A 22,684-nucleotide genomic window follows, 5' to 3' on the forward strand; every position below is an offset into this window, starting at 1 on the left:
AAGCGTCCGCCGTCTGCGCTACAGTCGAAGTCGCGAGACACGGGCCGGCGTGGCGGAATGGCAGACGCGGAGCACTCAAAATGCTTTGTCCGAAAGGGCGTGTGGGTTCGAGTCCCACCGCCGGCACCAGCATCGCGAACCGCTCGTCCCGTCACTCGGCGAGGGCGGCGAGTTCGGCCATCACGCGGGGGTGGGCGAGGATCCGGAAGTGCCCTCCCGTCTCCAGCACCACGTTCTTGGCCCCGGCGAGCTCGCTCCCCTCGGGGATATGCGGATCGAACGCGGCGTAGATCGAGACGATGCGGGCGTTGACGTCGAGCTCCCGCCCCAGGGCGACGATAGAGGGGTCGTCCGGCGAGAACGCGCGCAGCACCCGACCGGGCAGCAACCGCGCATATCGTGAGCCCCCGAAGGGCGTCGCGATGGCGAGCATCCCGCGGATCCGTCCGCCCTCGGGGCCGGTCATCACCAGCTTCCCGGCGAGACCGCCCTTGCTGTGGGCGACGAGGAAGACGCCGGAGAGGTCGTGCGCTCGCAGGTAGTCGGCCACCTGGTCGGCCTCATCCTGCACCGGGAACTGGTTGCGGCGCAGCGCGTCCACGACGTGCACCGGATGGCCCCGCTCGTGCAGCGCGACGATGAGCGGCTCCAGGAAGCGCCAGGTCTCGTAGACGCCGGCGAGGACGACGATCGGGGCGCGGTCTCCGGTGGCGAAGTCGTCCGCCTGGTCGCGGCCGAAGAACGAGCGGACCTGCCAGAACCCGGCGTACGCGTAGTCCGCAGCCCACCAGCCCAGCATCCTCAGGACGTCGATGGGGCCCTCCCCCGCCGGCTGGCTGCGGCCGGCACCGCCGTCGGCCATGCTCCCGTCGTGTGGGCCAGGATCGCGGAAGCCACCGCCCGGGGCGCGGACTGCTGCGCGACATGGTGGTGACCGGGGATCTCCACCAGTCGCGAGACGGCCGCCGCGTCGCGCAGGCGCCGGCACCACGCGCGTCCTGCGATGGGATCCTCACTCCCCCGCACGACAAGCACCGGCATGGAGAGCGCGGCGATCTTCTCCTCCAGGGGATACGCGAGCATGTGCCGGACCTGACGGAGATACCACCGCACGCCGCAGCGCAGGTAGTCGGTGAAGACGACGGTGTTGATCGCGGGGGTCTCGCCGAACGTGTCGATGGCCAGTGCGCGCGCCTGTGCACCGAGCGTCCGGTGGGCGTCGTCCGCGACGGGGCCGATCGTGACGACCGTACGGACGTACTCGGGATGCCGGAGCGCCGTCTCCACCGCCCACTGCACGCCCATCGAGTGTCCGACGAGCACGACCCGGTCGTCGTCGAGGCTCGCCACTACCTGGGCGAGACCCGCGGCCATCTGCGGGATGGAGACGTCGAACCGCGGTTTGGGCAGGCCGCCGAAGCCCGGAAGGTCGACGGAGACCACCCGAGTCGTGTCGGCGAGCACGGCGTGCAGCCGCGACAGATACCGGTGCGACATCCCGATCCCGTGCACGAGGACCACGGTCGGGGCCGTGCTGCCGGCCGGCCGCGGACTCTCCAGGATGCGGAACGTCAGCCCGGAGGTGACGAGGAGGCGACGGAAGACCATGGCAGCACGCTAGCCGAGGCCGCGGTCACGGCCGAGAGGCTTGACGCCCCGGCCCGGAGATGACAGAGAGGGGCGAGGCCGAAGCCCCGCCCCTCTCGGAACGTCTGCGTCAGACGCCGGCCTTGTAGATCGGTGCCGCGCCACGGAGCGCGTCGCCGACCTTGTGCACGCGCAGGTCGTTCGTGGAACCGATGATCCCGGGAGGGGAACCGGAGATGACGACGACCTTGTCCCCCTCGACGGCCAGGCCGTTCTCGAGGAGGTACTCGTCCACCTGGTGGTACATGAGGTCGGTGTGCTGCACCATGTCGACGAGCGTGGAGCGCAGACCCCAGGTCAGCGCCATGCGACGACGGATGCCGGGCTCCGGCGTGAAGGCCAGCATCGGGATGCGGGAGCGCAGGCGGGACAGGCGGCGCGCCGAGTCGCCCGACTGCGTGAAGACGCAGAGGAACTTGGCGTCCACGAACTCCGCGACCTCGAGGGCGGCGAGGGTGATGGCACCGCCCTGCGTGCGGGGCTTCGTGGTGAGCGGCAGGATGCGCTCCAGACCGTGCTCCTCCGTCGACTCGATGATCCGGGCCATCGTCTCGACGACGACGACCGGGTAGTCGCCCACGCTGGTCTCGCCGGAGAGCATGACCGCGTCGGCGCCGTCGAGGACGGCGTTGGCGACGTCGGAGGTCTCGGCGCGGGTCGGCACCGGGCTGTTGATCATCGACTCGAGCATCTGCGTCGCCACGATGACGGGCTTGGCGTTGCGGCGGGCCAGCTCGACGGCGCGCTTCTGCACGATCGGGACGGCCTCGAGGGGCAGCTCCACGCCGAGGTCGCCGCGGGCGACCATGATGCCGTCGAACGCGTCGACGATCTCCTCGAGCGCATCCACGGCCTGCGGCTTCTCGATCTTGGCGATGACGGGGACGCGGACGCCCTCCTCGGCCATGATCTCGTGCACGCGGGTCACGTCGGAGGCGTTGCGGACGAACGAGAGCGCGATGAGGTCGGCACCCGTCCGGAGGCCCCAGCGGAGGTCGTCCTCGTCCTTCTCGCTCAGCGCGGGGACGTTCACGGCGACACCGGGCAGGTTGATGCCCTTGTTGTTCGAGACGGCGCCCGCGACGACGACGCGCGTGGTGACGGTGACGCCGTCGGTCTCGACGACCTCGACCCGGACCTTGCCGTCGTCGATCAACAGGAAGTCGCCGGGCTTGACGTCCTGGGGAAGGCCCTTGAACGTCGTGCCGCAGATCTCCTTGTTGCCGATGATGTCCTCGGTGGTGATCTTGAAGATGTCGCCCTTGGCGAGCTCGTACGGTCCGTCCTCGAAGCGGCCCAGACGGATCTTCGGGCCCTGGAGGTCGACGAGGATGGCGACGGCGCGACCGGAGTCCTCCGCCGCGCGACGCACGTTCGCGTAGTTGTTCTCGTGCACGGAGTAGTCACCGTGGCTGAGGTTCAGTCGGGCGACGTCCACACCCGCATCGATCAGTGCGCGCACCGTCTCATACGTGGAAGTGGCGGGGCCCAGGGTGGCGACGATTTTCGCGCGTCTCAACATGTCTCCAGGGTAGAAGTGGGGGATTACGTACAGGCGACACTGCCGGCCTCAGCCTACGCGGGCTGGAGGCCGATCGCGACATCGCTGGGGCGCACCGGCTCCGGCAGCACGGTGGTGCCCATGAGGAAGCGGTCGACGTTCGCCGCCGCCGCCCGGCCCTCCGCGATCGCCCAGACGATGAGCGACTGACCGCGACCCGCGTCACCCGCCACGAACACACCGGGGATCGACGACTCGTAGCTCGCGGCACGACGGAAGGCGCCGCGCTCGGTGACCTCCGGCCGGGTGTCCTCGGTGTAGCCGTCCTGCTCCGGCCCGGTGAAGCCCATCGCGATGAGCACCAGGTCCGCGGGGATCTCGCGCTCCGTGCCGCTCTTGGGCACGCGGCGGCCGTCGATGTACTCGGTCTCGGCCACGCGCAGCGCGCGGACCTCGCCGACGTCGTTGGACAGGAACTCCACGGTCGACGCGAGGAACATCCGCTCCCCACCCTCCTCGTGAGCCGAGGCCACCTCGAAGATCGTCGGCATCATCGGCCAGGGCTGATGATCCGGCCGCGTCTCGCTCGGCTGCTTGCCGATGGCGAGGTTGGTCACGCTCAGGGCGCCCTGGCGGTGCGCGGTGCCGATGCAGTCGGCCCCGGTGTCGCCGCCGCCGATGACGATGACGTGCTTGCCCTCGGCGGTGATCTGGCCGGGGACGGAGTCGCCGGCCACCGCGTGGTTCGACTCGACGAGGTACTCCATCGCGAAGTGCACGCCGTCGAGGTCGCGACCGGGGATCGGCAGGTCGCGCGGGACGGTGGCGCCGGTGGCGATCACGACCGCGTCGTACCGGGCGCGCAGGTCGGCCCACGAGATGTCCTTGCCGATCTCGACGCCGGCGCGGAAGCGCGTGCCCTCCTCCTGCATCTGGCGGAGGCGGGCCTCGAGCTGGCTCTTCTCCATCTTGAAGTCCGGGATGCCGTAGCGGAGCAGGCCGCCGATGCGGTCGTCGCGCTCGAACACGGCGACGGTGTGCCCCGCCCGGGTCAGCTGCTGGGCGGCCGCGAGACCGGCGGGACCCGAGCCCACGACGGCCACGGTCTTGCCCGTCAGACGCTCCGGCGGCTCCGGCTCGACCCAGCCCTTGGCGAACGCCTCGTCGATGATGGAGACCTCGACCTGCTTGATCGTGACGGCGGGCTGGTTGATGCCGAGCACGCAAGAGCTCTCGCACGGGGCAGGGCAGAGCCGCCCGGTGAACTCCGGGAAGTTGTTCGTCGCGTGCAGGCGCTCGATCGCCGCGCGACCCTCCCCGCGCCAGGTGAGGTCGTTCCATTCCGGGATGAGGTTGCCCAGCGGGCAGCCGGAGTGGCAGAACGGCACACCGCAATCCATGCAGCGGCCGGCCTGACGACGCAGCACGGCCTTGTCACCGGGCTCGTACACCTCTTTCCAGTCCATGATCCGGACAGGGACGGGGCGGCGAGCGGGAAGTTCCCGCTCGGTCACCTTCAGAAAGCCTTTGGGGTCAGCCACCGGTCACCTCCAGGATGCGGTTCCAGACGATGTCGCCGTCGGGGTCGATCCCCTCGGCCAGTGCCTCCTCGCGCATGCTGCGCACGGCAGCGTAGTCCCGCGGGAGCACCTTCACGAACTCCGCCGCGCTCGCGTCGAAGTCCTCCAGCAGAGCGGCGGCACGCGGAGACGCCGTGCGCTCCACGTGTTCCACGAGCAGGCCGCGGAGCACTTCGAGGTCGGCGCGGTCCAGCGGCTCGAGCCGGAGCTCGCCGCTGCCGAGCGACTGCGCGTTGACCTTGCCGGTGTCCAGGGCGTGCACGTAGGCCACTCCCCCGGACATCCCGGCGCCGAAGTTCCGGCCGGTCGACCCGAGGATGACCGCGAGGCCACCGGTCATGTACTCGAGAGCGTGGTCGCCGACGCCCTCGACCACAGCGGTCGCGCCGGAGTTGCGGACGAGGAAGCGCTCGCCCACCACGCCCGAGATGAACATGGTCCCCGATGTGGCGCCGTAGCCGATCACGTTGCCCGCGATGACGTTCTCGTGCGGGGCGATCGCGGAGCCGCGCGGCGGCCGGATCGTGATGTCCCCACCAGAGAGGCCCTTGCCCACGTAATCGTTGGCGTCGCCCTCCAGCCGGAGGATGATCCCCGGCGGCAGGAACGCGCCGAGCGACTGCCCCGCGGTGCCGGTGAGGGTGACGTCGATCGTCTCCTTCGGCAGGCCGGTGGCGCCGTGACGCGAGGTCACCTGATGCCCGAGCATCGTGCCGACCGCGCGCTCCGTGTTGGCGATCGGAAGCTCCACCACGACGGGGTCGCCGTTCAGCAGCGCCGCCTTCGCGATGTCGATGAGCTGCACGTCGAAGTGCTTGTCGAGCTCGTGGTCCTGGGCGCGCCCGCTGCGACGCGGTTCGCCGGCCGGGAACGCCGGGCCCTCCAGCACGGGGCTGAGGTCGAGCCCTTCGGCCTTCCAGTGCGCGATCGCCGCGTTGGTCTCCAGCAGCTCGGTGCGGCCCACGATCTCGTCGATCGAGCGGTAGCCGAGCTCCGCGAGCAGCTCGCGCACCTCCTCCGCGATGAACTCCATGAAGTTGACGACGAACTCGGGCTTGCCAGTGAAGCGGTCGCGCAGGACGGGGTTCTGCGTCGCGACGCCCACCGGGCAGGTGTCGAGGTGGCAGACGCGCATCATGATGCAGCCGCTGACGACGAGGGGCGCGGTGGCGAAGCCGAACTCCTCGGCACCGAGCAGGGCGCCGATGATGACATCTCGACCGGTCTTGAGCTGACCGTCGACCTGCACGACCACGCGGTCGCGCATGCCGTTGAGCATGAGCGTCTGCTGCGTCTCGGCGAGGCCGAGCTCCCACGGTGTTCCGGCGTGCTTCAGCGAGTTCAGCGGGCTCGCGCCCGTGCCGCCGTCGTGACCGGACACGAGGATGACGTCGCTGAGCGCCTTGGCGACACCGGCCGAGACCGCGCCGATGCCGGACTGGCTGACGAGCTTCGTGTGGATGCGCGCCTCGGGGTTCGCCCGCTTCAGGTCGAAGATGAGCTGCTTGAGGTCTTCGATCGAGTAGATGTCGTGATGCGGAGGCGGCGAGATGAGCCCGACGCCCGCCGTGGCGTGTCGGGTGCGCGCGACCCACGGGTACACCTTGGTCGGCGGGAGCTGACCGCCCTCACCGGGCTTGGCACCCTGGGCGAGCTTGATCTGGATGTCGTCGGCCTCGGTGAGGTAGAGGCTCGTGACACCGAACCGGCCGGACGCCACCTGCTTGATGGCGCTGCGCCGTTCGGGATCGACGAGCCGGTCAGGGTCCTCCCCGCCCTCGCCCGTGTTCGACTTGCCGCCGATGCGGTTCATCGCGACGGCGAGGGTCTCGTGCGCCTCCTTGGAGATGGAGCCGTAGCTCATCGCGCCGGTGGAGAAGCGCTTGACGATGGCGGAGACGGGCTCGACCTCGTCCAGCGGCACGGGCTTGCGCGTCCCGGTCCGCAGCGAGAAGAGGCCGCGCAGGGTCTTCAGCTCGGCCGCCTGGTCGTCGACGAGCTTGGTGTACTCGCGGAAGATGTCGTAGCGGCGGGTCCGCGTGGAGTGCTGCAGCTTGAACACCGTCTCCGGGTTGAAGAGGTGCGGAGAGCCGTCGCGACGCCACTGGTACTCGCCTCCGGTCCACAGTCGCTCGTGGGCGCGTGCCGCGGCGTCCTCCGGGTAGGCGTAGTCGTGGCGGGCCTGGTTCTCGGCGAAGATCTCCTCGATCCCGATACCGCCCAGCTTCGACTCGGTGCGCGTGAAGTAGGCGTCGATGAACTCCGGGCTGAGGCCCACGGCCTCGAACACCTGCGCGCCCGCGTAGGACGACACCGTGGAGATGCCCATCTTCGACATGATCTTCAGCACGCCCTTGCCGAGCGCGTAGATGAGGTTCTTGACCGCCTTCTCCGGGGAGATGCCCGTGATGTAGCCGGTGCGCACGAGGTGCTCGACCGTCTCCATGGCGAGGTACGGGTTGATCGCGGAGGCACCGTAGCCGATGAGGGTCGCGACGTGGTGCACCTCGCGCACATCGCCGGCCTCGACGATCAGACCGACCTTCATCCGGTTCTCGCGCCGGATGAGGTGGTGATGGATCGCCGACACCATGAGCAGCGAGGGGATCGGGACGAGGTCCTTGTTCGAGTCCCGGTCGGACAGGATGATGAACTCCGCGCCGTCCTCGATGGCCTGATCCACCTCGGCGCACATCTCGGTGAGACGCTCCGCGAGGGTGTGGGGTCCGGCGTCGAAGTGGTAGAGGCCGCGGATGGTGGCACTCGAGCGCCCGGGCAGGGCCTTGTCGATGTGACGGATCTTCGCGAGCTCGTCGTTGTCGATGACCGGGAAGTCGAGCGACACCGTGCGGGTGTGCTCGGGCCCCCAGGTCAGGAGGTTGACCTCGGGACCGAGGCCGAGCTTGAGGCTCGTGACGACCTCTTCGCGGATCGAGTCCAGCGGCGGGTTGGTCACCTGCGCGAACTGCTGCGTGAAGTAGTCGAAGAGCAGGCGCGGGCGCTTGCTGAGGACGGCGATCGGCGTGTCCGACCCCATGGCACCCAGCGGCTCGACTCCCGTCTGGCCCATCGGGGTGAGGAGGATGCGGACCTCCTCCTCGGTGTACCCGAAGGTGCGCTGCCGGCGCGTGATGGAGGCCGGCGGGTGCACGATGTGCTCGCGTTCCGGAAGGTCGGCCAGACGGACGGAACCCGCGTCGAGCCACTCCTGCCAGGGGTGCATCGTCGCGAGGTCGTGCTTGATCTCCTCGTCTTCGACGATCCGACGCTGGGCGGTGTCGACGAGGAACATCTTGCCGGGCTGGAGCCGGCCGCGGCGCTTGATGCGCTCCGGCTCGAAGTGCAGGACGCCGGTCTCGGAGCCGATGACCACGAGGCCGTCGGTGGTCTCCGTCCAGCGGCCGGGGCGCAGGCCGTTGCGGTCCAGCGTCGCGCCGACCAGGGTGCCGTCGGTGAAGATGAGGGCGGCCGGGCCGTCCCACGGCTCCATCTGGTTGGAGTGGTACTCGTAGAACGCGCGCAGCTCCGGCGAGATGTCGGCCTGCTTCTCGTAGGCCTCCGGCACCATCATCATGATCGCGTGCGGAAGGCTGCGGCCCGTGAGGGTCAGCAGCTCCAGCACCTCGTCGAACGACGCCGAGTCGCTGGCGCCGTCGGTGCAGATAGGCAGCAGGGGCGAGATGTCGCCGAGGAGCTCGGACTCGAGCTGCGACTGGCGGGCGCGCATCCAGTTGCGGTTGCCGCCGACCGTGTTGATCTCGCCGTTGTGGGCGAGCATCCGCAGCGGCTGCGCGAGCGGCCAGGACGGGAAGGTGTTGGTGGAATACCGTGAGTGCACGACGGCGAGCTCGGAGGCGAAGCGCTCGTCCTGCAGATCCGGGTAGAACGGCTCGAGCTGCAGCGTGGTGACCATGCCCTTGTAGCCGAGCGTGCGGCTGGACAGGGAGACGAAGTAGGCGCCGAGCTCGTGGCCCGCGCGCTTGCGCAGGCGATAGGCGACGCGGTCGAGCGCGATGCCGGTCAGCGGCGCATCGGCCAGGGTGGCGCCGCCGGCGCTCACGAAGAGCTGCTCGAACGCGGGGCGGGCCTCGTCGGCGAGCTTGCCGAGGTTCTCGTTGGCGGTGGGGACCTCGCGCCAGCCGAGGACGCGGAGGCCCTCCGCGCGGGCGATCTTCTCGATCCCGGCCTTCTGCTGGCGGCGCTCGCTCGAATCGCGAGGCAGGAAGGCCAGCCCGGCCGCGTACTCCCCCACGGGCGGCAGTTCGAAGCCGGTGACCGCGCGGAGGAAGTCGTCCGGCATCTGGGTGAGGATGCCGGCTCCGTCCCCGGTGCCCGCGTCGGACCCGATGGCCCCGCGGTGCTCCAGGTTGCGCAGGGCCTCGAGGGCCAGCGCGATGATGTCGTGCCCGGCTTCGCCGCGCAGCGTTGCGACCATGGCCAGGCCGCAGGCGTCCTTCTCGAACGCCGGGTTGTACATGCCCTGCTTCGGGGGGTATGCGCCGGAGGCGCCGTAAGGGGGCTGGAAGTACACCAGTTACCGTCCTCAGATCTTCAGTGAAACCCGGGGACGTCGTCGGCCCGCTCGTTCAGTGCAATGGTTCTCCCGCCGCGAGTCGGCGTTATCGGGAGCCGTCCCCGCTCGAGGGAGCAGCGCTTGTGGCAGTGGCTCCGGCGGCGACTTCTTCGGCCGGAGGCTCGCTCACGTCCACGAAATCAGAGGGATTGTCCTGCGATTGTACATCAGCGTCCTCGTCCTTCCGTCCGCGGCCCGGCTGGTACGGCGAGGGCTCGAGACCGGGGTGACGGCGGGTCTGCACGACCAGGATGACGAGTCCGACGACGACGCCGATGATGGCGGCCCAGACGTTGCTGCGCAGGCCGAGGATGATCTCGCTCGGGTCGATCCGGATCGACTCCCACAGGATGCGTCCGGCGCTGTACCAGATCAGGTAGATCGCGAAGAGGCGACCCCACTGGAAGAACAGCTTGCGACCGAGCCACAGGAGCACGAGGACGCCGAGCCCGTTCCAGATGACCTCGTAGAGGAACGTCGGGTGGAACAGGGTGCCCTCGGGAAGCCCGGGAGGGAAGGCCGAGTTCGTCGACTCGATCTCCAGGCCCCACGGCAGCGAGGTGGGCAGGCCGAAGAGCTCGTGGTTGAACCAGTTGCCGAACCGGCCCATCGCCTGGGCGAGCAGCAGGCCGGGAGCCAGCGCGTCCGCGAACGTCCAGAAGCGGATGCCGGTCCACCGGCAGCCGAGGTACGCCCCGACGGCGCCGCCGATGAGTGCACCGAAGATGGCGATGCCACCCTCCCAGATCGCCCAGACGGAACCGGGCTCGAAGGGGTTCCAGGTGTTCTTGCCTTCGCCGAAGTAGAAATTCGGGTGGGTGAGCACGTGGAAGATGCGCGCGCCGATGATCGCGAGCGGCACCGCCAGGATCGCGATGTCGATGACCACCCACGGCTCCGCCCCGCGCTTGGTGAGGCGGTGGTTCGTCATCAGCACGGCGACGATGATGCCGGCGATGATGCAGAGCGCGTAGAAGTGGATCCGGAGCGGGCCGAGATCGAAGTACGACACGGGCGGGCTCGGGATGCTGGCGAGCACGCCGGCGGCGGTGCTGTGGAGCGCGGAGGACATGAGTGCGATCCTACTTCTCTGAGACGAAGCGCGCCGACGCGGTGCCGGCGGCCAGGGTTCGGGTGACTTCGGCGAGGGCGGGGACACCGCCGTCGCGGAGGGCGCGGACAAGGGCGGTGCCGACGATGGCGCCGTCGGCGTACTCGGAGACGCCGGCGATCTGCTCCGGGGTCGAGATGCCGATGCCCACGCAGGCGCGGCGGGCGCCGTGGTCGCGCAGTCGCGACACGAGGGTACGGGCTGCGCGGTCGAGCTCGGCCCGCTCCCCCGTGATGCCCATGGTGGAGACGGTGTAGACGAAGCCCGTCGAGGACCGCACGACGAGATCGAGACGCTCGTCCGACGAGGTCGGAGCCGCGAGGAAGACCCGGTCGAGACCGAGGCGCTCGCTGGCTGCGATCCACTCGCCGGCCGCTTCCGGGGTGATGTCCGGAGTGATGAGGCCGGCGCCGCCCGCGGCGAGCAGGTCCTCGGCATAGCGGTCCACCCCGTACTGCAGCACCGGGTTCCAGTAGGTCATCACGAGGACCGGGACGTCGGTCGCGGCGGTGATCGCGCGGATGGCGGTGAAGAGGTCCTTCATCCGGAAGCCCGCGGCGAGGGCCTTGGTCGTCGCCTCCTGGATGATCGCGCCGTCCATGACGGGATCGCTGTAGGGAGGCCCGAGCTCGATGATGTCCACGCCGTTCTCGGCGAGGGCGATCGCCGCCTGGATGCTCGTCTCCAGGTCGGGGAAACCGACGGGCAGGTAGCCGACGAAGGCGCTGCGGCCGGCGTCGTGCGCGCGCTGGATGGCCTGTTCGACGCGGCTCACAGCTGCGGCTCTCCCTTCGAGGCCGCGTCCTCGGCGGCGCTCTCCTCGGACACGTCGTGCGCGAGGGCGTCCTCGTCGTAGAGCTCGAAGTACCGGGCGGCGGTGTCCATGTCCTTGTCGCCACGGCCCGAGAGGCAGATCGCGATCAGGCCGTCGGGGCCGAGCTCGCGGCCGATCCGCAGCGCACCGGCGAGGGCATGCGCCGACTCGATCGCGGGGATGATCCCCTCGGTCCGGCTCAGCAGCCGCAGAGCCTGCATCGCCTCGTCGTCCGTCGCCGGGATGTACTCGGCCCGACCGATGTCGGCCAGCCAGGAGTGCTCTGGACCCACGCCGGGGTAGTCGAGACCGGCGGAGATGGAGTGCGATTCGACGGTCTGGCCGTCCTCGTCCTGCAGCACGTACGTCTTCGCGCCGTGCAGCACGCCGGGGCGGCCGCGCTCGATCGACGCCGCGTGCTTGTCGGTGTCGACACCGTCGCCGGCAGCCTCCACGCCGTACAGCCGCACGCCCTCGTCGTCCAGGAACGCGTCGAACATGCCGATCGCGTTGGACCCGCCGCCGACGCAGGCGACCACGGCATCAGGGAGCCGGCCGACCTCGTCGAGGATCTGGGCACGGGCCTCTTCGCCGATGATCTTCTGGAAGTCGCGCACCATCGCCGGGAACGGATGCGGTCCCGCAGCCGTGCCGAAGATGTAGTTGGTCGTCTCGACCGAGGCGACCCAGTCGCGGTAGGCGTCGTTGATCGCGTCCTTCAACGTGCGCGACCCCGAGGTCACCGCGACGACCTCGGCGCCCAGCAGGCGCATCCGGGCGACGTTGAGCGCCTGACGCTCGGTGTCGACCTCGCCCATGTAGATGGTGCAGTCGAGCCCGAACAGGGCGGCGGCCGTCGCCGTCGCGACGCCGTGCTGCCCGGCCCCGGTCTCGGCGATGACCCGTGTCTTGCCGAGGCGCTTGGTGAGCAGGGCCTGGCCCAGCACGTTGTTGATCTTGTGCGAACCCGTGTGGTTGAGGTCCTCGCGCTTGAGGAAGACCCGCGCGCCGCCCGCGTGCTCGGCGAACCGCGGCACCTCGGTGAGCGCGGAGGGGCGCCCGGCGTAGGAGGACAGCAGATGGGCCAGCTCGGCTCGGAACTCCGGGTCGGCGATGGCCTCCTCGTAGGCGACCGTCAGCTCGTCGATCGCGGCGACCAGGGATTCCGGCATGTACCGCCCGCCGAAATCGCCGAAGAACGGACCGTGCTGGTCGCGCAGACTCACTTCGCCTCCAGGAAGCTCTCGAGAGTGGCCACCGGGTCTCCGGTCACCAGGGCCTCGCCGATCAGCACGACGTCGGCGCCGGCCGAACGGTAGTGCGCGACGTCGGCGGGCGTGAGCACCGCGGACTCCGCGATCTTGATCGCCGAATCCGGGATGCGGTCCACGAGCCGACCGAACAGATCGCGATCGAGTTCGAGGGTCTTCAGGTTGCGGGCGTTCACGCCGATCAGATCGGCGCCGAGGTCGATCGCGGCCTCCAGCTCCTCCGCCGAGTGGGTCTCGACGAGCGGAGTCATTCCGAGCTCGAGGATGAACCCGTACAGGTCGCGCAGGATGTCCGGCTCCAGGCCGGCGACGATGAGCAGGACGAGGTCGGCACCGGCGGCGCGGGCCTCCAGCACCTGGTAACGCGTGGCGATGAAGTCCTTGCGCAGCACGGGAAGCGAGACCCGGGCGGTGACCGCCTCCAGATCGGCGAGGCTGCCTCCGAAACGACGTTCCTCGGTGAGGACGCTGATCGCGGAGGCGCCGCCGGTCTCGTAGAGCGCGGCCTGGTGCGCGGGATCCGGGATCTCGGCGAGGGGGCCGCGGGACGGGCTCGCCCGCTTCACCTCGGCGATGATCTTCACCCGATCGGCGGGAGCGAGGAACGACAGTGCGTCCTTCGCCGCGGGGCGCGAAAGAGCGTCACGCTCGACGACCGCGAGCGGGCGGGACTCAGAACGACGCTCGGCGTCTGCGACAGCGCCGGCCGTCAGGTCGGCGAGGACCACTAGTGCGCCTTCGGAGCGTACTTGGGACCCTTCACGCCGTAGCCCGCCTTCGCGAGCACCCAGCCGACGATCGCCCCGATCGGGATCAGCGCGGCGGAGATCCACACCAGGGTCGGCTGCTCGAAGCAGAACGCGACGGTCGCGGCGGCGAAGCCGACGAGCATGATCACGACGGCGGTCCAGGCCGCAGGCGAGTGTCCGTGGCCGGGGTCAGCGATCGGGTTGGTCATGTTCTCCTCCGGGGACGACGTGGGGATCTGGGTTCAGTCTATCGGGGTCAGCGCGTCGGGTCGGACCCCCGGGACAGCTCGTCCCAGGAATCGACCGCGTCGACGGGGCCGTCGTGCGGCGCATCGGTCGGCGCGTCGGTGCGGTAGCGACGGCCGCCGACCTTCCAGCGCCGCCAGGTGGTCAGCACGAGGACGGCGGCGGCGAGCAGGATCACCCAGCCGCCGAGGGCGAGGTACGGCCAGACGGACGGGATGATGCTCGCCGCGACCTCGTGGACCGCTCCGCTTCCGGCGAGTCCCGTCGTCTCGGTGACGGTCGCGGCCACCGCACCGTACGCGTCGCCGAGGAGGACCTGCAGCGTGGACCAGCCCAGGAACACGGCGGCCGCGGCGGCCAGCACCCCGAAGACGAGACGCACGGCCCGGCCGGCGATCGCGAGAGCCGCACCCAGCGCGAGCACGGCGAGGCTCAGCGGCGCGAGCAGCACGAGAGCGGAGGCGCCGGGGACGAGGATGTCCTCCCCCGCGTCCGCCCGCTGCACGGTGAACCAGGTCTGCGTGGAGGAGATGATCCCGATGGCGCCGGCCAGCAGGAAGCCCGTCACGGAGAGGGATCGGCCGCGCTGCGCGATGCTCACGAGGCCGCCGCCCCGTCGACGGCGTCCAGGTCGGTGGTGTCGAAGCACGTCCGCGTCCCGGTGTGGCACGCGGGGCCGGTCTGGTCGACGAGGAGCAGGAGCGCGTCACCGTCGCAGTCGAGGCGGGCCTCCCGCACGACCTGGATATGCCCGGAGGTGTCACCCTTGCGCCAGTACTCCTGGCGGGAGCGGGACCAGTAGGTCGCGCGGCCCGAGGTGAGCGTGCGGCGCAGGGCCTCGGCGTCGACCCAGGCGAGCATGAGCACCTCGAGCGAATCCCACTGCTGCACGATGATCGGGGCGAGCCCGTCCGCGTTGAACGCGACCTGGGCGATGCGGTCGTCGATGGAGACCTCGTCCTGCTTCGGCGTGTCGGTCATCGGACGAGCACTCCTTCCGCGCGCAGCGCATCCTTCACGTCACCGACGGTCAGGGCTCCGGTGTGGAACACGCTGGCCGCGAGCACCGCGTCCGCCCCCGCCTTGATGGCCGGCGCGAAGTCGGTCGCCCGCCCCGCACCGCCGGAGGCGATCACCGGGATCGGCGCCACTTCGCGCATGAGGCGGACGAGCTCGAGATCGAAGCCGTCGCGCGTGCCGTCGGCGTCGATCGAGTTCACGAGCAGCTCCCCCGCCCCGCGCTCCGCGGCCTCGCGCGCCCAGTCGAGCGCGTCCAGCGTGGTCTGCGTACGACCGCCGTGCGTGGTCACAACGAAGCCGGAACGGGTGGTGTCGGTGCGCTTGACGTCGAGCGAGAGCACGAGCACCTGGGCGCCGAAGCGATCCGCGATCTCGCCGATGAGCTCGGGACGGGCGATCGCCGCGGAGTTCACGCCGACCTTGTCCGCACCGACCGAGAGGAGCCGCGCGACGTCGTCGACGCTGCGCACGCCGCCGCCCACCGTCAGCGGAACGAAGACCTGCTCTGCGGTGCGCTGCACGACGTCGTAGGTCGTCGCCCGCGCATCCACCGTCGCGGTGACGTCGAGGAACGTGATCTCGTCGGCGCCCTGGGCCGCGTAGTGACGGGCGAGCTCCACCGGATCACCCATGTCGCGGAGGTTCTCGAAGTTGACGCCCTTGACGACGCGGCCGTCGGCGACGTCCAGGCACGGGATGACGCGACTCGCGAGGGTCATCAGAGCCTCGCCGCGTGGATCGCCGTGACGAGGATGGCCCGGGCACCGAGGGCGTAGAGATCGTCCATCACCTGGTTGACGCGGCGCCGCGGGATCATCACGCGGACGGCCACCCAGGACGGGTCGCGGAGCGGCGAGATGGTCGCGGACTCCCGACCGGGGGCGATGGCCACGGCCTGATCGACGAGTTCGGTGGGGAGGTCGTAGTCGAGGAGCACGTAACGGCGCGCGACCATCACGCCGCGGAGCCGGCGCAGCAGCGTGTCCACGCCGTCGGCCTCGCCGGGACGGCTGATGAGCACGGCCTCGGACTCCAGGATCACGGGGCCGAAGATCTCCAGCCCCGCCTGCCGCAGGGTGGTGCCGGTGGACACGACGTCGGCGACCGCATCGGCGACGCCGAGGCGCACCGCGGACTCGACCGCGCCGTCGAGCTGCACGAGCTCGGCGTTCACACCCTGGTCGCGGAGGAAGGAGCCCACCAGACCCGGGTAGGCGGAGGCGACGCGGACGCCGTCGAGGTCCTGGACCGAGGTGAAGCGTCCGGGAGGACCGGCGAAGCGGAACGTGGACGCCCCGAATCCGAGCTGCTCGATCTCGCGCGCCGGCTGCTGCACATCCAGGAGGAGGTCGCGACCGGTGATGCCGACGTCGAGGGCACCGGAGGCCACGTACGTGGCGATGTCACGGGGGCGGAGGAAGAAGAACTCGACGTCGTTCTCGGCGTCGATGACATGCAGGGTCTTGGGGTCGCGGCGGCCGGCGTAGCCCGCCTCCGCGAGCATCTCGGCGGCGGTCTCGGAGAGCGAGCCCTTGTTGGGAACGGCGATGCGCAGCATGAACGGCTTTCAGTTCGAAGGAGTGGGACCGGAGCGCATCACAGATGTCGATAGACGTCCTGCAGCGTGAGGCCCTTCGCGAGCATCATCACCTGCAGGTGGTAGAGGAGCTGCGAGATCTCCTCGGCTGCGGCGGCGTCCGACTCGTACTCCGCCGCCATCCAGACCTCGGCGGCCTCTTCGACGATCTTCTTGCCGATCGCATGCACGCCGCCGTCGAGCTCCGCGACGGTGCCCGATCCCTCGGGGCGGGTCTCGGCCTTGACGCTGAGCTCGGCGAACAGCTCGTCGAAAGTCTTCACCCCTCCAGGCTACCGGCTCGCGCGAGGTCCCTGAGCCGGGTGACGGCCGCCTCCACGTCGTCCGCACCGTAGACCGCGGAGCCGGCGACGAAGGTGTCCGCCCCCGCTTCGGCAGCCTGGGCGATCGTCGCGTCGGAGATCCCGCCGTCGACCTGGAGCCAGACGGACGAACCGCGCCGCCGGGCCTCCGCGGACAGCGCCTGCAGCTTCGGCATGGTCTCCGGCATGAATCCCTGGCCTCCGAAGCCGGGCTCCACGGTCATCACGAGGATCTGGTCGAACTCGTCCAGCAGCTCGAAGAGTCCCTCGACGGGCGTCGCGGGCTTGACCGCCACCCCCGCACGGGCGCCGATGTCGCGCAGTCGACGCGCGAGCGCCACCGGCTCCCCCGCCGCCTCCAGGTGGAAGGTCACGCTCGCGGCACCGAGTTCGGCGTAGCCGGGGGCCCAACGATCCGGATCCGTGATCATGAGATGCACGTCCAGCGGGACCGGGCTGGTCTCCTGGATGCGCTGGACCATCTGCGGACCGAACGTGAGGTTCGGGACGAAGTGGTTGTCCATGACATCGACGTGCGCGAAGTCGGCCGTCGCGATGCGCGCGAGTTCCGCCTGCATGTTGACGAAGTCCGCGGCGAGGATGCTGGGGTTGATGCGCGGGGCGCGGGGCAGATCCATGGTCTCAACCTTCCTTCGGGGCTTCTGTCGCATCGCCGGGGCGCTGCAGGAGTGCGAGGAACATCGCGTCGGTGCCGTGGCGATGCGGCCAGAGCTGTGCGCTGCCGGTCTGCGAGCGGCCGTCGTCGGCGAGGTCGATCGGCGACCGGGCCACGCCGCGCAGCACGGCGCGGGCGTCGAGTTCGACGAGCTCAGGACGCAGGCGCCGCACCTCCTCGACCACCGCCGTCGTCTCCGCGAGGTGGGGCGAGCAGGTGACGTACGCGACGATGCCTCCGGGAGCCAGAGCCTCCACGGCCGCCGTCAGCAGACCGACCTGCAGCGGCACGAGCTCGGCGACGTCCGCCGGGGACTTGCGCCACCGGGCCTCCGGGCGCCGACGGAGGGCGCCGAGGCCGGTGCAGGGGGCGTCGACCAGGATCCGGTCGAACGCGCCGGGTCGCTCGGCGGCCAGCTCCCGGCCGTCGCGCTCGTGGACGGTGACGTCGCCCGGGACGGCTCGCAGGGCGTTGCGCACGAGTCGGGCCCTGGTGGGCACGACCTCGTTGGCCTCCAGCACGGCGTCGTTCTCCCGGGCGACGGCGGCGAGCAGAGCGGTCTTCCCGCCGGGGCCCGCGCACAGGTCGAGCCACCGCTCCCCCTGACGGACCGGGGTCGCCGCGGTCAGCGCGAGCGCGACGAGCTGCGACCCTTCGTCCTGCACGCGGACCGCGCCCTCGGAGGCGGTCAGCGCGAGACGCGGATCGCCCCCCGGAGACGCGAATGCCGTGGCGGCGTAGGGCCGACGAGGCTCCTGCGGCTCCGCGAGCCCGGGGAGGGCGACGAGCGTGACCTCGGGCGAGACGTTGTCGGCCTCCAGCAGGGCGTCCAGTTCCTCGACACGCCCCTCGGCGGCGAGGGCGCGACGCAGCGCCCGGATGATCCACACCGGGTGCGCAGCACGGAGCGCCAGCCGTTCGTCGTCCGACCGTGCCGCCGCCTCGATGCGCGCGAGCCACTCCTGGGGCGACTCCCGGGCGATCCGCCGGAGCACCGCGTTCGCGAAGCTGGACGCCCCGCGACCGGCGTCGAGCGCGACGAGGTTCACCGACTCGTTCACGGCCGCGTGCGGGGCCACCCGCGTCGCGAGGAGCTGGTGCACGGCGAGCCGGAGCGCGTCGAGCACCGCGGGGTCGATCGCGTCGGCCGGGCGATCCGCGGCCGCGGCGATGATCGCGTCGTACGTGCCGCGGCGACGGAGTGTGCCGTAGGTCAGTTCCGTCGCCAAGGCCGCGTCCTGCGGGTCCAGCCTGGCCTCGGCGATCGCGGTCGGCAGCAGCAGGTTCGCGTAGGCGTCGGAGTCCGACACCGCCCTGATCACGTCGTAGGCCACGCGGCGCGCCGGCTGTACCGTCCGGTCGGGGCCGCGGCCGTTCCGCGTCCGGTCCTCGCGCTGCGGGCCGTTGCCGGGGCGTCGCCGGTCGTTCACGAGCCGGCCACCGGGGTCGTGCCCTGCAGGCCGCGCCACCAGTCGGCAGCGTTCATGGGGCCCTTACCCGCCGGCTGCAGACGCGTGACGGCCAGCGGAGACGTGGCCGTCCCGATCAGGACCTCCGCTCGCGTGCCCGCCATGGCACCCGGAGGCAGGTCCTCCGCCCCGGAATCGGCGGGTCGTGCCTCGAGGATCTTGAGCCGCTGGCCGTCGATCGTCGTGTGCGCCCCCGGCTCCGGAGTGACCCCGCGGAACCGGGCGTACACGACGTCGAACGGCTCGCGGAAGTCGAGGAGACCGTCCTCGAGCGTCAGCTTGGCGGCGAACGTCGGCTCGCCCTCCTGCGGCACCGCGTGGGCAGTCCCGTCCGCGATCGCCGCGACCACGTCCGCGGTGAGAGCCGCGCCGTCGAGGGCCAGGGCCTCCAGTGCCTCCCCCGCCGTCGATGTGCCCGGCAGTTCGACGGCGCGCGTCGCGAACACGTCGCCGGCATCGAGCTCCGGGACGAGCTGGAAGACGCTCGCGCCGAGGACCGGATCTCCGGCGATCAGGGCGCGCTGCACCGGCGCGGCGCCGCGCCAGGCCGGCAGGAGCGAGAAGTGCAGGTTGATCCACCCGGCCTCCGGCGTGGACAGCAGAGGCTCGCGGACGAGCCCGCCGTACGCGACGATCACGCCGAGCTCGGGGCGCAGGGCAGCGATCTCCTCCGTCACCGCCTCGTCGAGGCGCGCGGCGTGGATGACGGGCAGGCCGAGTTCGGCCGCGGCCTGGGCGACGGGCGAGGGAGTGAGCACACGCTTGCGCCCGAGGGGAGCGTCGGGGCGCGTCACGACGGCGGCGATGTCGTGCTCGGCGGCGAGGCGACGCAGAGTGGGGACCGCGGCGGCGGGAGTGCCGGCGAAGACGAGGCGCATGAAGGGTCTCCGGAAGGGTCAGAGTTCTGGATCGAGGATATCGAGGCGGACCGAGAGCGTGCTGCGGGCGGCCTTGGTCCGACCGCGGCGACCGCTCACCGCCTCGGCCACGACGGCCGCACGGAGGGTGGTCGCGACGCGGCTTCCCGCGCCGTAGTCGAAGCGTACGAGAGCCCGGACCCGCGGGGGGACGTCGTCCGATTCGACGGGGACGGGACCGAGGACCGCGTCCCCGGGCAGCGAGAGCTCGGAGAGCGCCTCCAGAGCACGGGCGACCGCGGCGGCGGATCCCTCCACGAGCGCGACGCGGGCGGTCGGCGGCATGTGCAGCGGCGCTCGCTGCTCCAGCTCGGTGCGCGCGTAGGCAACGTGGTTCCAGGTCGCCAGGGCCTTGGCGACGGCGCCGTCCACACCGACGAGGTGGACGGGAGCGCCGGGAGCGGCCAGAGCGGCCGCGTTCGACCACCACCGCAGGCAGGCTTCGCCGATGCGCAGATCCGGCGCCTGCAGCATGCGCGGCCCGTCGAGCAGGACGACGGCACGGTAGCCGCCCTCCGCGAGCGGCTCGGCGCCGCGGGTGGCCACCACCAGCGCCGGACGCGCGTCGACGCGCTCGACGGGGTGGCTGCCGTCCGCGACGATGACGCGGACGCCGGGGAACGCGCGGCCCAGCTCATCGGCGGTCCGTTCGCTTCCCGACGAGGCGAGCCGGAGACGGGTCGAGGAACACGCCGGGCACGTCCATGCCCTGGCACCGCGCCCGCACCACCCGCATACCGGGACCGCGCCGCGATGGCGGGCGCCGAGGGGGCCGCCGCAGTGCGGGCATCGGGCGGGGGCTCGGCAGTCGGCGCAGACGAGGGACGGCGCGAAGCCGGGCCGCGAGACCTGGATGAGCACGGGCCCCTCCGCGGCCGCGTTCCGGGCGGCGAGGAAGGCCGACGACGGCATGCGCTGCGGCGTCGGCTGCTCCATCTCCTGGGGCGTGCTGAGCACCACACGCGGCAGCACGCGCCGGGCCGCGCGGATGTCCTGCAGCCAGCCGCGCGCCACGAGCCGCTCCACCTCGGTCGTCCGCGTATGACCGGCGAAGAGCAGTGCCGATCCCTCCGCCTCCTGCCGCAGCAGCGCCGCATCCCGGGCGTGGACGTAGGGAGCGAGCGGCTCGCCCAGCAGGCTGTCGCCGTCGTCCCACACCACCACGAGACCGGCGACGACGGGGGCGTACACCGCGGACCTGTTCCCGACGACGATGCAGGGCGCGTCCTCGAGCGTGCGGAGGAAGGAGCGGTAGCGGTCCGGGTTGGTCTGTCGGGAGTCATGCCGCGCGATCGCCTCCGGGGGGACGAACCCGTCGAGGGCCGCCAGAAGCCGATCGAGGTCGCGGTGGTCCGGGACGACGAGGATGCTCGACTTCCCCGCCGCGAGCGTCGTCGCGGCGGCTGCAGCCAGCATGCGCGCCCAACCGGGTGCGTCGTCGGTCAGCTGCGGGATGGCCTCGACCGCCGCACGACCGCTCTCGTCGAGCACCGCCTGCAGCCCGTCGTACAGCCCGACGACGGACGCAGCCGCGTCTCGGGCGTCGGGCTCCGGCTGCGGGATCGGAGAATCGGCGGTCCAGGCCTTCTCGACGCGCACCTGCCGCTTCGGGATGACCAGCCGCAGCACGTCGGACGCCGACCCCGCCGCGCGATCGGCGACCCGCCGAGCCAGTCGGTACAGACGATCCGGCAGCACGGGGACGCTCGACACGATGCTCTCGACCTCGGAGAGCGGCCGATCGGCGTCGTCCTCGACGTCCAGTTCCACCACGAACCCGTCGACCACGCGGCCGGCGGTCCGCAGGGGGACACGCACCCGGACCCCGGGCTCGACGTCACCGAGCTCGGGAGGAAGGGCGTAGTCGAACAGGCGGTCGAGCTGCGGCAGCGGGGATTCCAGGAGCACCCGGGCGATGCGCCGGCTCTCCGGAGAGATCAGCACCGCGGCCTCGTCAGAGCCCGGCAGCGCGCCGCAGCTCCTCGGCCCGGTCCGTCCGCTCCCACGTGAAGTCCGGCAGCTCCCGACCGAAGTGCCCGTAGGCCGCCGTCTGGGCGTAGATCGGCCGCAGCAGGTCGAGCTGCTCGATGATGGCCTGCGGCCGCAGATCGAACACCTCGTCGATGGCCCGCGTGATGACCTCGTCGGACACGCGCCCCGTGCCGAAGGTCTCCACATACAGGCCGACGGGGCGCGCGACACCGATCGCGTAGGCGACCTGCACCTCGAGGCGGTCGGCGAGGCCCGCGGCGACCGCGTTCTTGGCGACCCAGCGGGTCGCGTACGCACCCGAGCGGTCGACCTTCGACGGGTCCTTGCCGCTGAAGGCACCGCCCCCGTGCCGTGCGGCTCCCCCGTAGGTGTCGATGATGATCTTGCGTCCGGTGAGCCCGGCATCCCCCTTCGGGCCGCCCGTGACGAAGGGCCCCGCGGGGTTGATGTAGTAGGTGACGTCGTGGAGGTCGAGGCCGGTCGTGGCGAGGACCGGATCGATGACGTGCTCGCGGATCTGCGCCTTCAGGTCGTCCTGGGCGATGTCCGGGTTGTGCTGCGTGGACAGCACGACGGCGTCGACGGTCTTCGGGGTGAAGCCGTCATAGCCGAGGGTGACCTGCGTCTTGCCGTCGGGGCGCAGGAAGGGCAGCAGCCCGCTGCGGCGCACCTCCGTCAGCCGTTCGGCGATGCGGTGCGCGGTCCATGCGGCCATCGGCATGAGCTGCGGGGTCTCGTTGGTGGCGAACCCGAACATGATGCCCTGGTCTCCGGCGCCGAGACCGTCGAGCGGATCCACGGACGAGCCGTCGCGGTGCTCCTGCGCGTTGTCGACACCGTGGGCGATGTCGGTGGACTGCTCCCCCACCGAGACGCTGACGCCGCACGAGTCGCCGTCGAAGCCGGTGTCGGAGGACGTGTAGCCGATGCCGTTCACGACCTGCCGGACGATCGTCGGGATGTCGACGTAGGCGTCCGTGCGGATCTCCCCGGCGACGTGCACGAGCCCGGTCGTGACGAGCGTCTCGACCGCGACCCGGGAGCCCGGGTCCTTCGCGAGCAGTCCATCGAGGATGCTGTCCGAGATCTGGTCGCAGATCTTGTCCGGATGCCCTTCGGTGACGGACTCGGACGTGAACAGACGCAGCGCGCTCATCGATGCTCCAGAACGGGGACGGACGGTGGGAGGGTGTGGCACCCATTCTGGACCGCGCCACCG

The 22,684-nt window shown here is 71.0% G+C and carries 20 protein-coding genes and 1 tRNA gene; 1 reads left to right on the forward strand and 20 read right to left on the reverse strand.

Annotated features, from left to right (window positions below):
* Window positions 1–43 precede the first annotated feature (43 nt).
* Window positions 44–129: transfer RNA gene (locus MICNX66_RS08295), tRNA-Leu, on the forward strand.
* A gap of 22 nt (window positions 130–151) precedes the next feature.
* Here the strand turns inward: MICNX66_RS08295 and MICNX66_RS08300 are convergent.
* The 20 genes from MICNX66_RS08300 to metK form a co-directional block, all read right to left on the reverse strand.
* On the reverse strand, window positions 152–862 hold the full coding sequence (locus MICNX66_RS08300; protein WP_232089021.1) for an esterase/lipase family protein: 711 nt from the start codon (window positions 860–862) through the stop codon (window positions 152–154).
* The gene (locus MICNX66_RS08305) at window positions 802–1,608 is read right to left on the reverse strand and encodes an alpha/beta fold hydrolase (protein ID WP_187661487.1); all 807 of its coding nucleotides are present in this window, start codon (window positions 1,606–1,608) and stop codon (window positions 802–804) included. The genes MICNX66_RS08300 and MICNX66_RS08305 overlap by 61 nt, the downstream gene beginning before the upstream one ends.
* Before the next feature lie 109 nt (window positions 1,609–1,717).
* Window positions 1,718–3,166 (reverse strand): pyruvate kinase, encoded by a 1,449-nt coding sequence (gene pyk / locus MICNX66_RS08310; protein ID WP_136052871.1) that lies wholly within the window; start codon window positions 3,164–3,166, stop codon window positions 1,718–1,720.
* 56 nt (window positions 3,167–3,222) lie between these two features.
* Window positions 3,223–4,689 (reverse strand): glutamate synthase subunit beta, encoded by a 1,467-nt coding sequence (locus MICNX66_RS08315; RefSeq protein ID WP_187661488.1) that lies wholly within the window; start codon window positions 4,687–4,689, stop codon window positions 3,223–3,225.
* Window positions 4,682–9,205 (reverse strand): glutamate synthase large subunit, encoded by a 4,524-nt coding sequence (gene gltB, locus MICNX66_RS08320; protein WP_187664155.1) that lies wholly within the window; start codon window positions 9,203–9,205, stop codon window positions 4,682–4,684. The genes MICNX66_RS08315 and gltB overlap by 8 nt, the downstream gene beginning before the upstream one ends.
* A gap of 142 nt (window positions 9,206–9,347) precedes the next feature.
* On the reverse strand, window positions 9,348–10,373 hold the full coding sequence (gene lgt / locus MICNX66_RS08325) for a prolipoprotein diacylglyceryl transferase (RefSeq protein ID WP_187661489.1): 1,026 nt from the start codon (window positions 10,371–10,373) through the stop codon (window positions 9,348–9,350).
* Between the two features lie 10 nt (window positions 10,374–10,383).
* Entirely contained in the window at window positions 10,384–11,187 is an 804-nt protein-coding gene (trpA, locus tag MICNX66_RS08330) for a tryptophan synthase subunit alpha (RefSeq protein WP_083370860.1), read from the reverse strand.
* Window positions 11,184–12,452 carry a tryptophan synthase subunit beta gene (gene trpB, locus MICNX66_RS08335; RefSeq protein ID WP_062634529.1) on the reverse strand — a complete coding sequence of 423 codons (1,269 nt, stop codon included), beginning with the start codon at window positions 12,450–12,452 and terminating at the stop codon, window positions 11,184–11,186. The genes trpA and trpB overlap by 4 nt, the downstream gene beginning before the upstream one ends.
* The gene (gene trpC / locus MICNX66_RS08340; RefSeq protein ID WP_187661490.1) at window positions 12,449–13,225 is read right to left on the reverse strand and encodes an indole-3-glycerol phosphate synthase TrpC; all 777 of its coding nucleotides are present in this window, start codon (window positions 13,223–13,225) and stop codon (window positions 12,449–12,451) included. Before trpC ends, trpB begins: the two co-directional genes overlap by 4 nt.
* A complete protein-coding gene (locus tag MICNX66_RS08345) occupies window positions 13,225–13,455 on the reverse strand; it encodes an HGxxPAAW family protein (protein ID WP_071328620.1) in 231 nt (76 codons plus the stop codon). The genes trpC and MICNX66_RS08345 overlap by 1 nt, the downstream gene beginning before the upstream one ends.
* A 47-nt stretch (window positions 13,456–13,502) precedes the next feature.
* Window positions 13,503–14,093 (reverse strand): Trp biosynthesis-associated membrane protein, encoded by a 591-nt coding sequence (locus MICNX66_RS08350; protein ID WP_187661491.1) that lies wholly within the window; start codon window positions 14,091–14,093, stop codon window positions 13,503–13,505.
* Entirely contained in the window at window positions 14,090–14,473 is a 384-nt protein-coding gene (hisI, locus tag MICNX66_RS08355; RefSeq protein WP_187661492.1) for a phosphoribosyl-AMP cyclohydrolase, read from the reverse strand. The genes MICNX66_RS08350 and hisI overlap by 4 nt, the downstream gene beginning before the upstream one ends.
* A complete protein-coding gene (gene hisF / locus MICNX66_RS08360; protein ID WP_187661493.1) occupies window positions 14,470–15,231 on the reverse strand; it encodes an imidazole glycerol phosphate synthase subunit HisF in 762 nt (253 codons plus the stop codon). Before hisF ends, hisI begins: the two co-directional genes overlap by 4 nt.
* Window positions 15,231–16,070 carry an ATP phosphoribosyltransferase gene (gene hisG / locus MICNX66_RS08365; protein ID WP_187661494.1) on the reverse strand — a complete coding sequence of 280 codons (840 nt, stop codon included), beginning with the start codon at window positions 16,068–16,070 and terminating at the stop codon, window positions 15,231–15,233. Before hisG ends, hisF begins: the two co-directional genes overlap by 1 nt.
* Before the next feature lie 38 nt (window positions 16,071–16,108).
* Window positions 16,109–16,372 (reverse strand): phosphoribosyl-ATP diphosphatase, encoded by a 264-nt coding sequence (locus tag MICNX66_RS08370; protein WP_025103484.1) that lies wholly within the window; start codon window positions 16,370–16,372, stop codon window positions 16,109–16,111.
* Window positions 16,369–17,049: a ribulose-phosphate 3-epimerase gene (gene rpe, locus MICNX66_RS08375; RefSeq protein WP_187661495.1), complete on the reverse strand. Its 681-nt coding sequence runs from the start codon at window positions 17,047–17,049 to the stop codon at window positions 16,369–16,371. The genes MICNX66_RS08370 and rpe overlap by 4 nt, the downstream gene beginning before the upstream one ends.
* 4 nt (window positions 17,050–17,053) lie before the next feature.
* The gene (locus tag MICNX66_RS08380; RefSeq protein WP_232089238.1) at window positions 17,054–18,421 is read right to left on the reverse strand and encodes an RsmB/NOP family class I SAM-dependent RNA methyltransferase; all 1,368 of its coding nucleotides are present in this window, start codon (window positions 18,419–18,421) and stop codon (window positions 17,054–17,056) included.
* A 92-nt stretch (window positions 18,422–18,513) separates the two neighbouring features.
* Window positions 18,514–19,434 (reverse strand): methionyl-tRNA formyltransferase, encoded by a 921-nt coding sequence (locus tag MICNX66_RS08385; RefSeq protein ID WP_187661496.1) that lies wholly within the window; start codon window positions 19,432–19,434, stop codon window positions 18,514–18,516.
* A gap of 18 nt (window positions 19,435–19,452) precedes the next feature.
* The gene (locus MICNX66_RS08390) at window positions 19,453–21,411 is read right to left on the reverse strand and encodes a primosomal protein N' (protein ID WP_187664157.1); all 1,959 of its coding nucleotides are present in this window, start codon (window positions 21,409–21,411) and stop codon (window positions 19,453–19,455) included.
* A gap of 16 nt (window positions 21,412–21,427) precedes the next feature.
* Window positions 21,428–22,621, reverse strand: a complete 1,194-nt coding sequence (gene metK, locus MICNX66_RS08395) for a methionine adenosyltransferase (protein ID WP_187661497.1) — start codon at window positions 22,619–22,621, stop codon at window positions 21,428–21,430.
* Between the last annotated feature and the right edge of the window lie 63 nt (window positions 22,622–22,684).

Source organism: Microbacterium sp. Nx66 (genome assembly GCF_904066215.1).
Lineage (GTDB): Bacteria > Actinomycetota > Actinomycetes > Actinomycetales > Microbacteriaceae > Microbacterium > Microbacterium meiriae.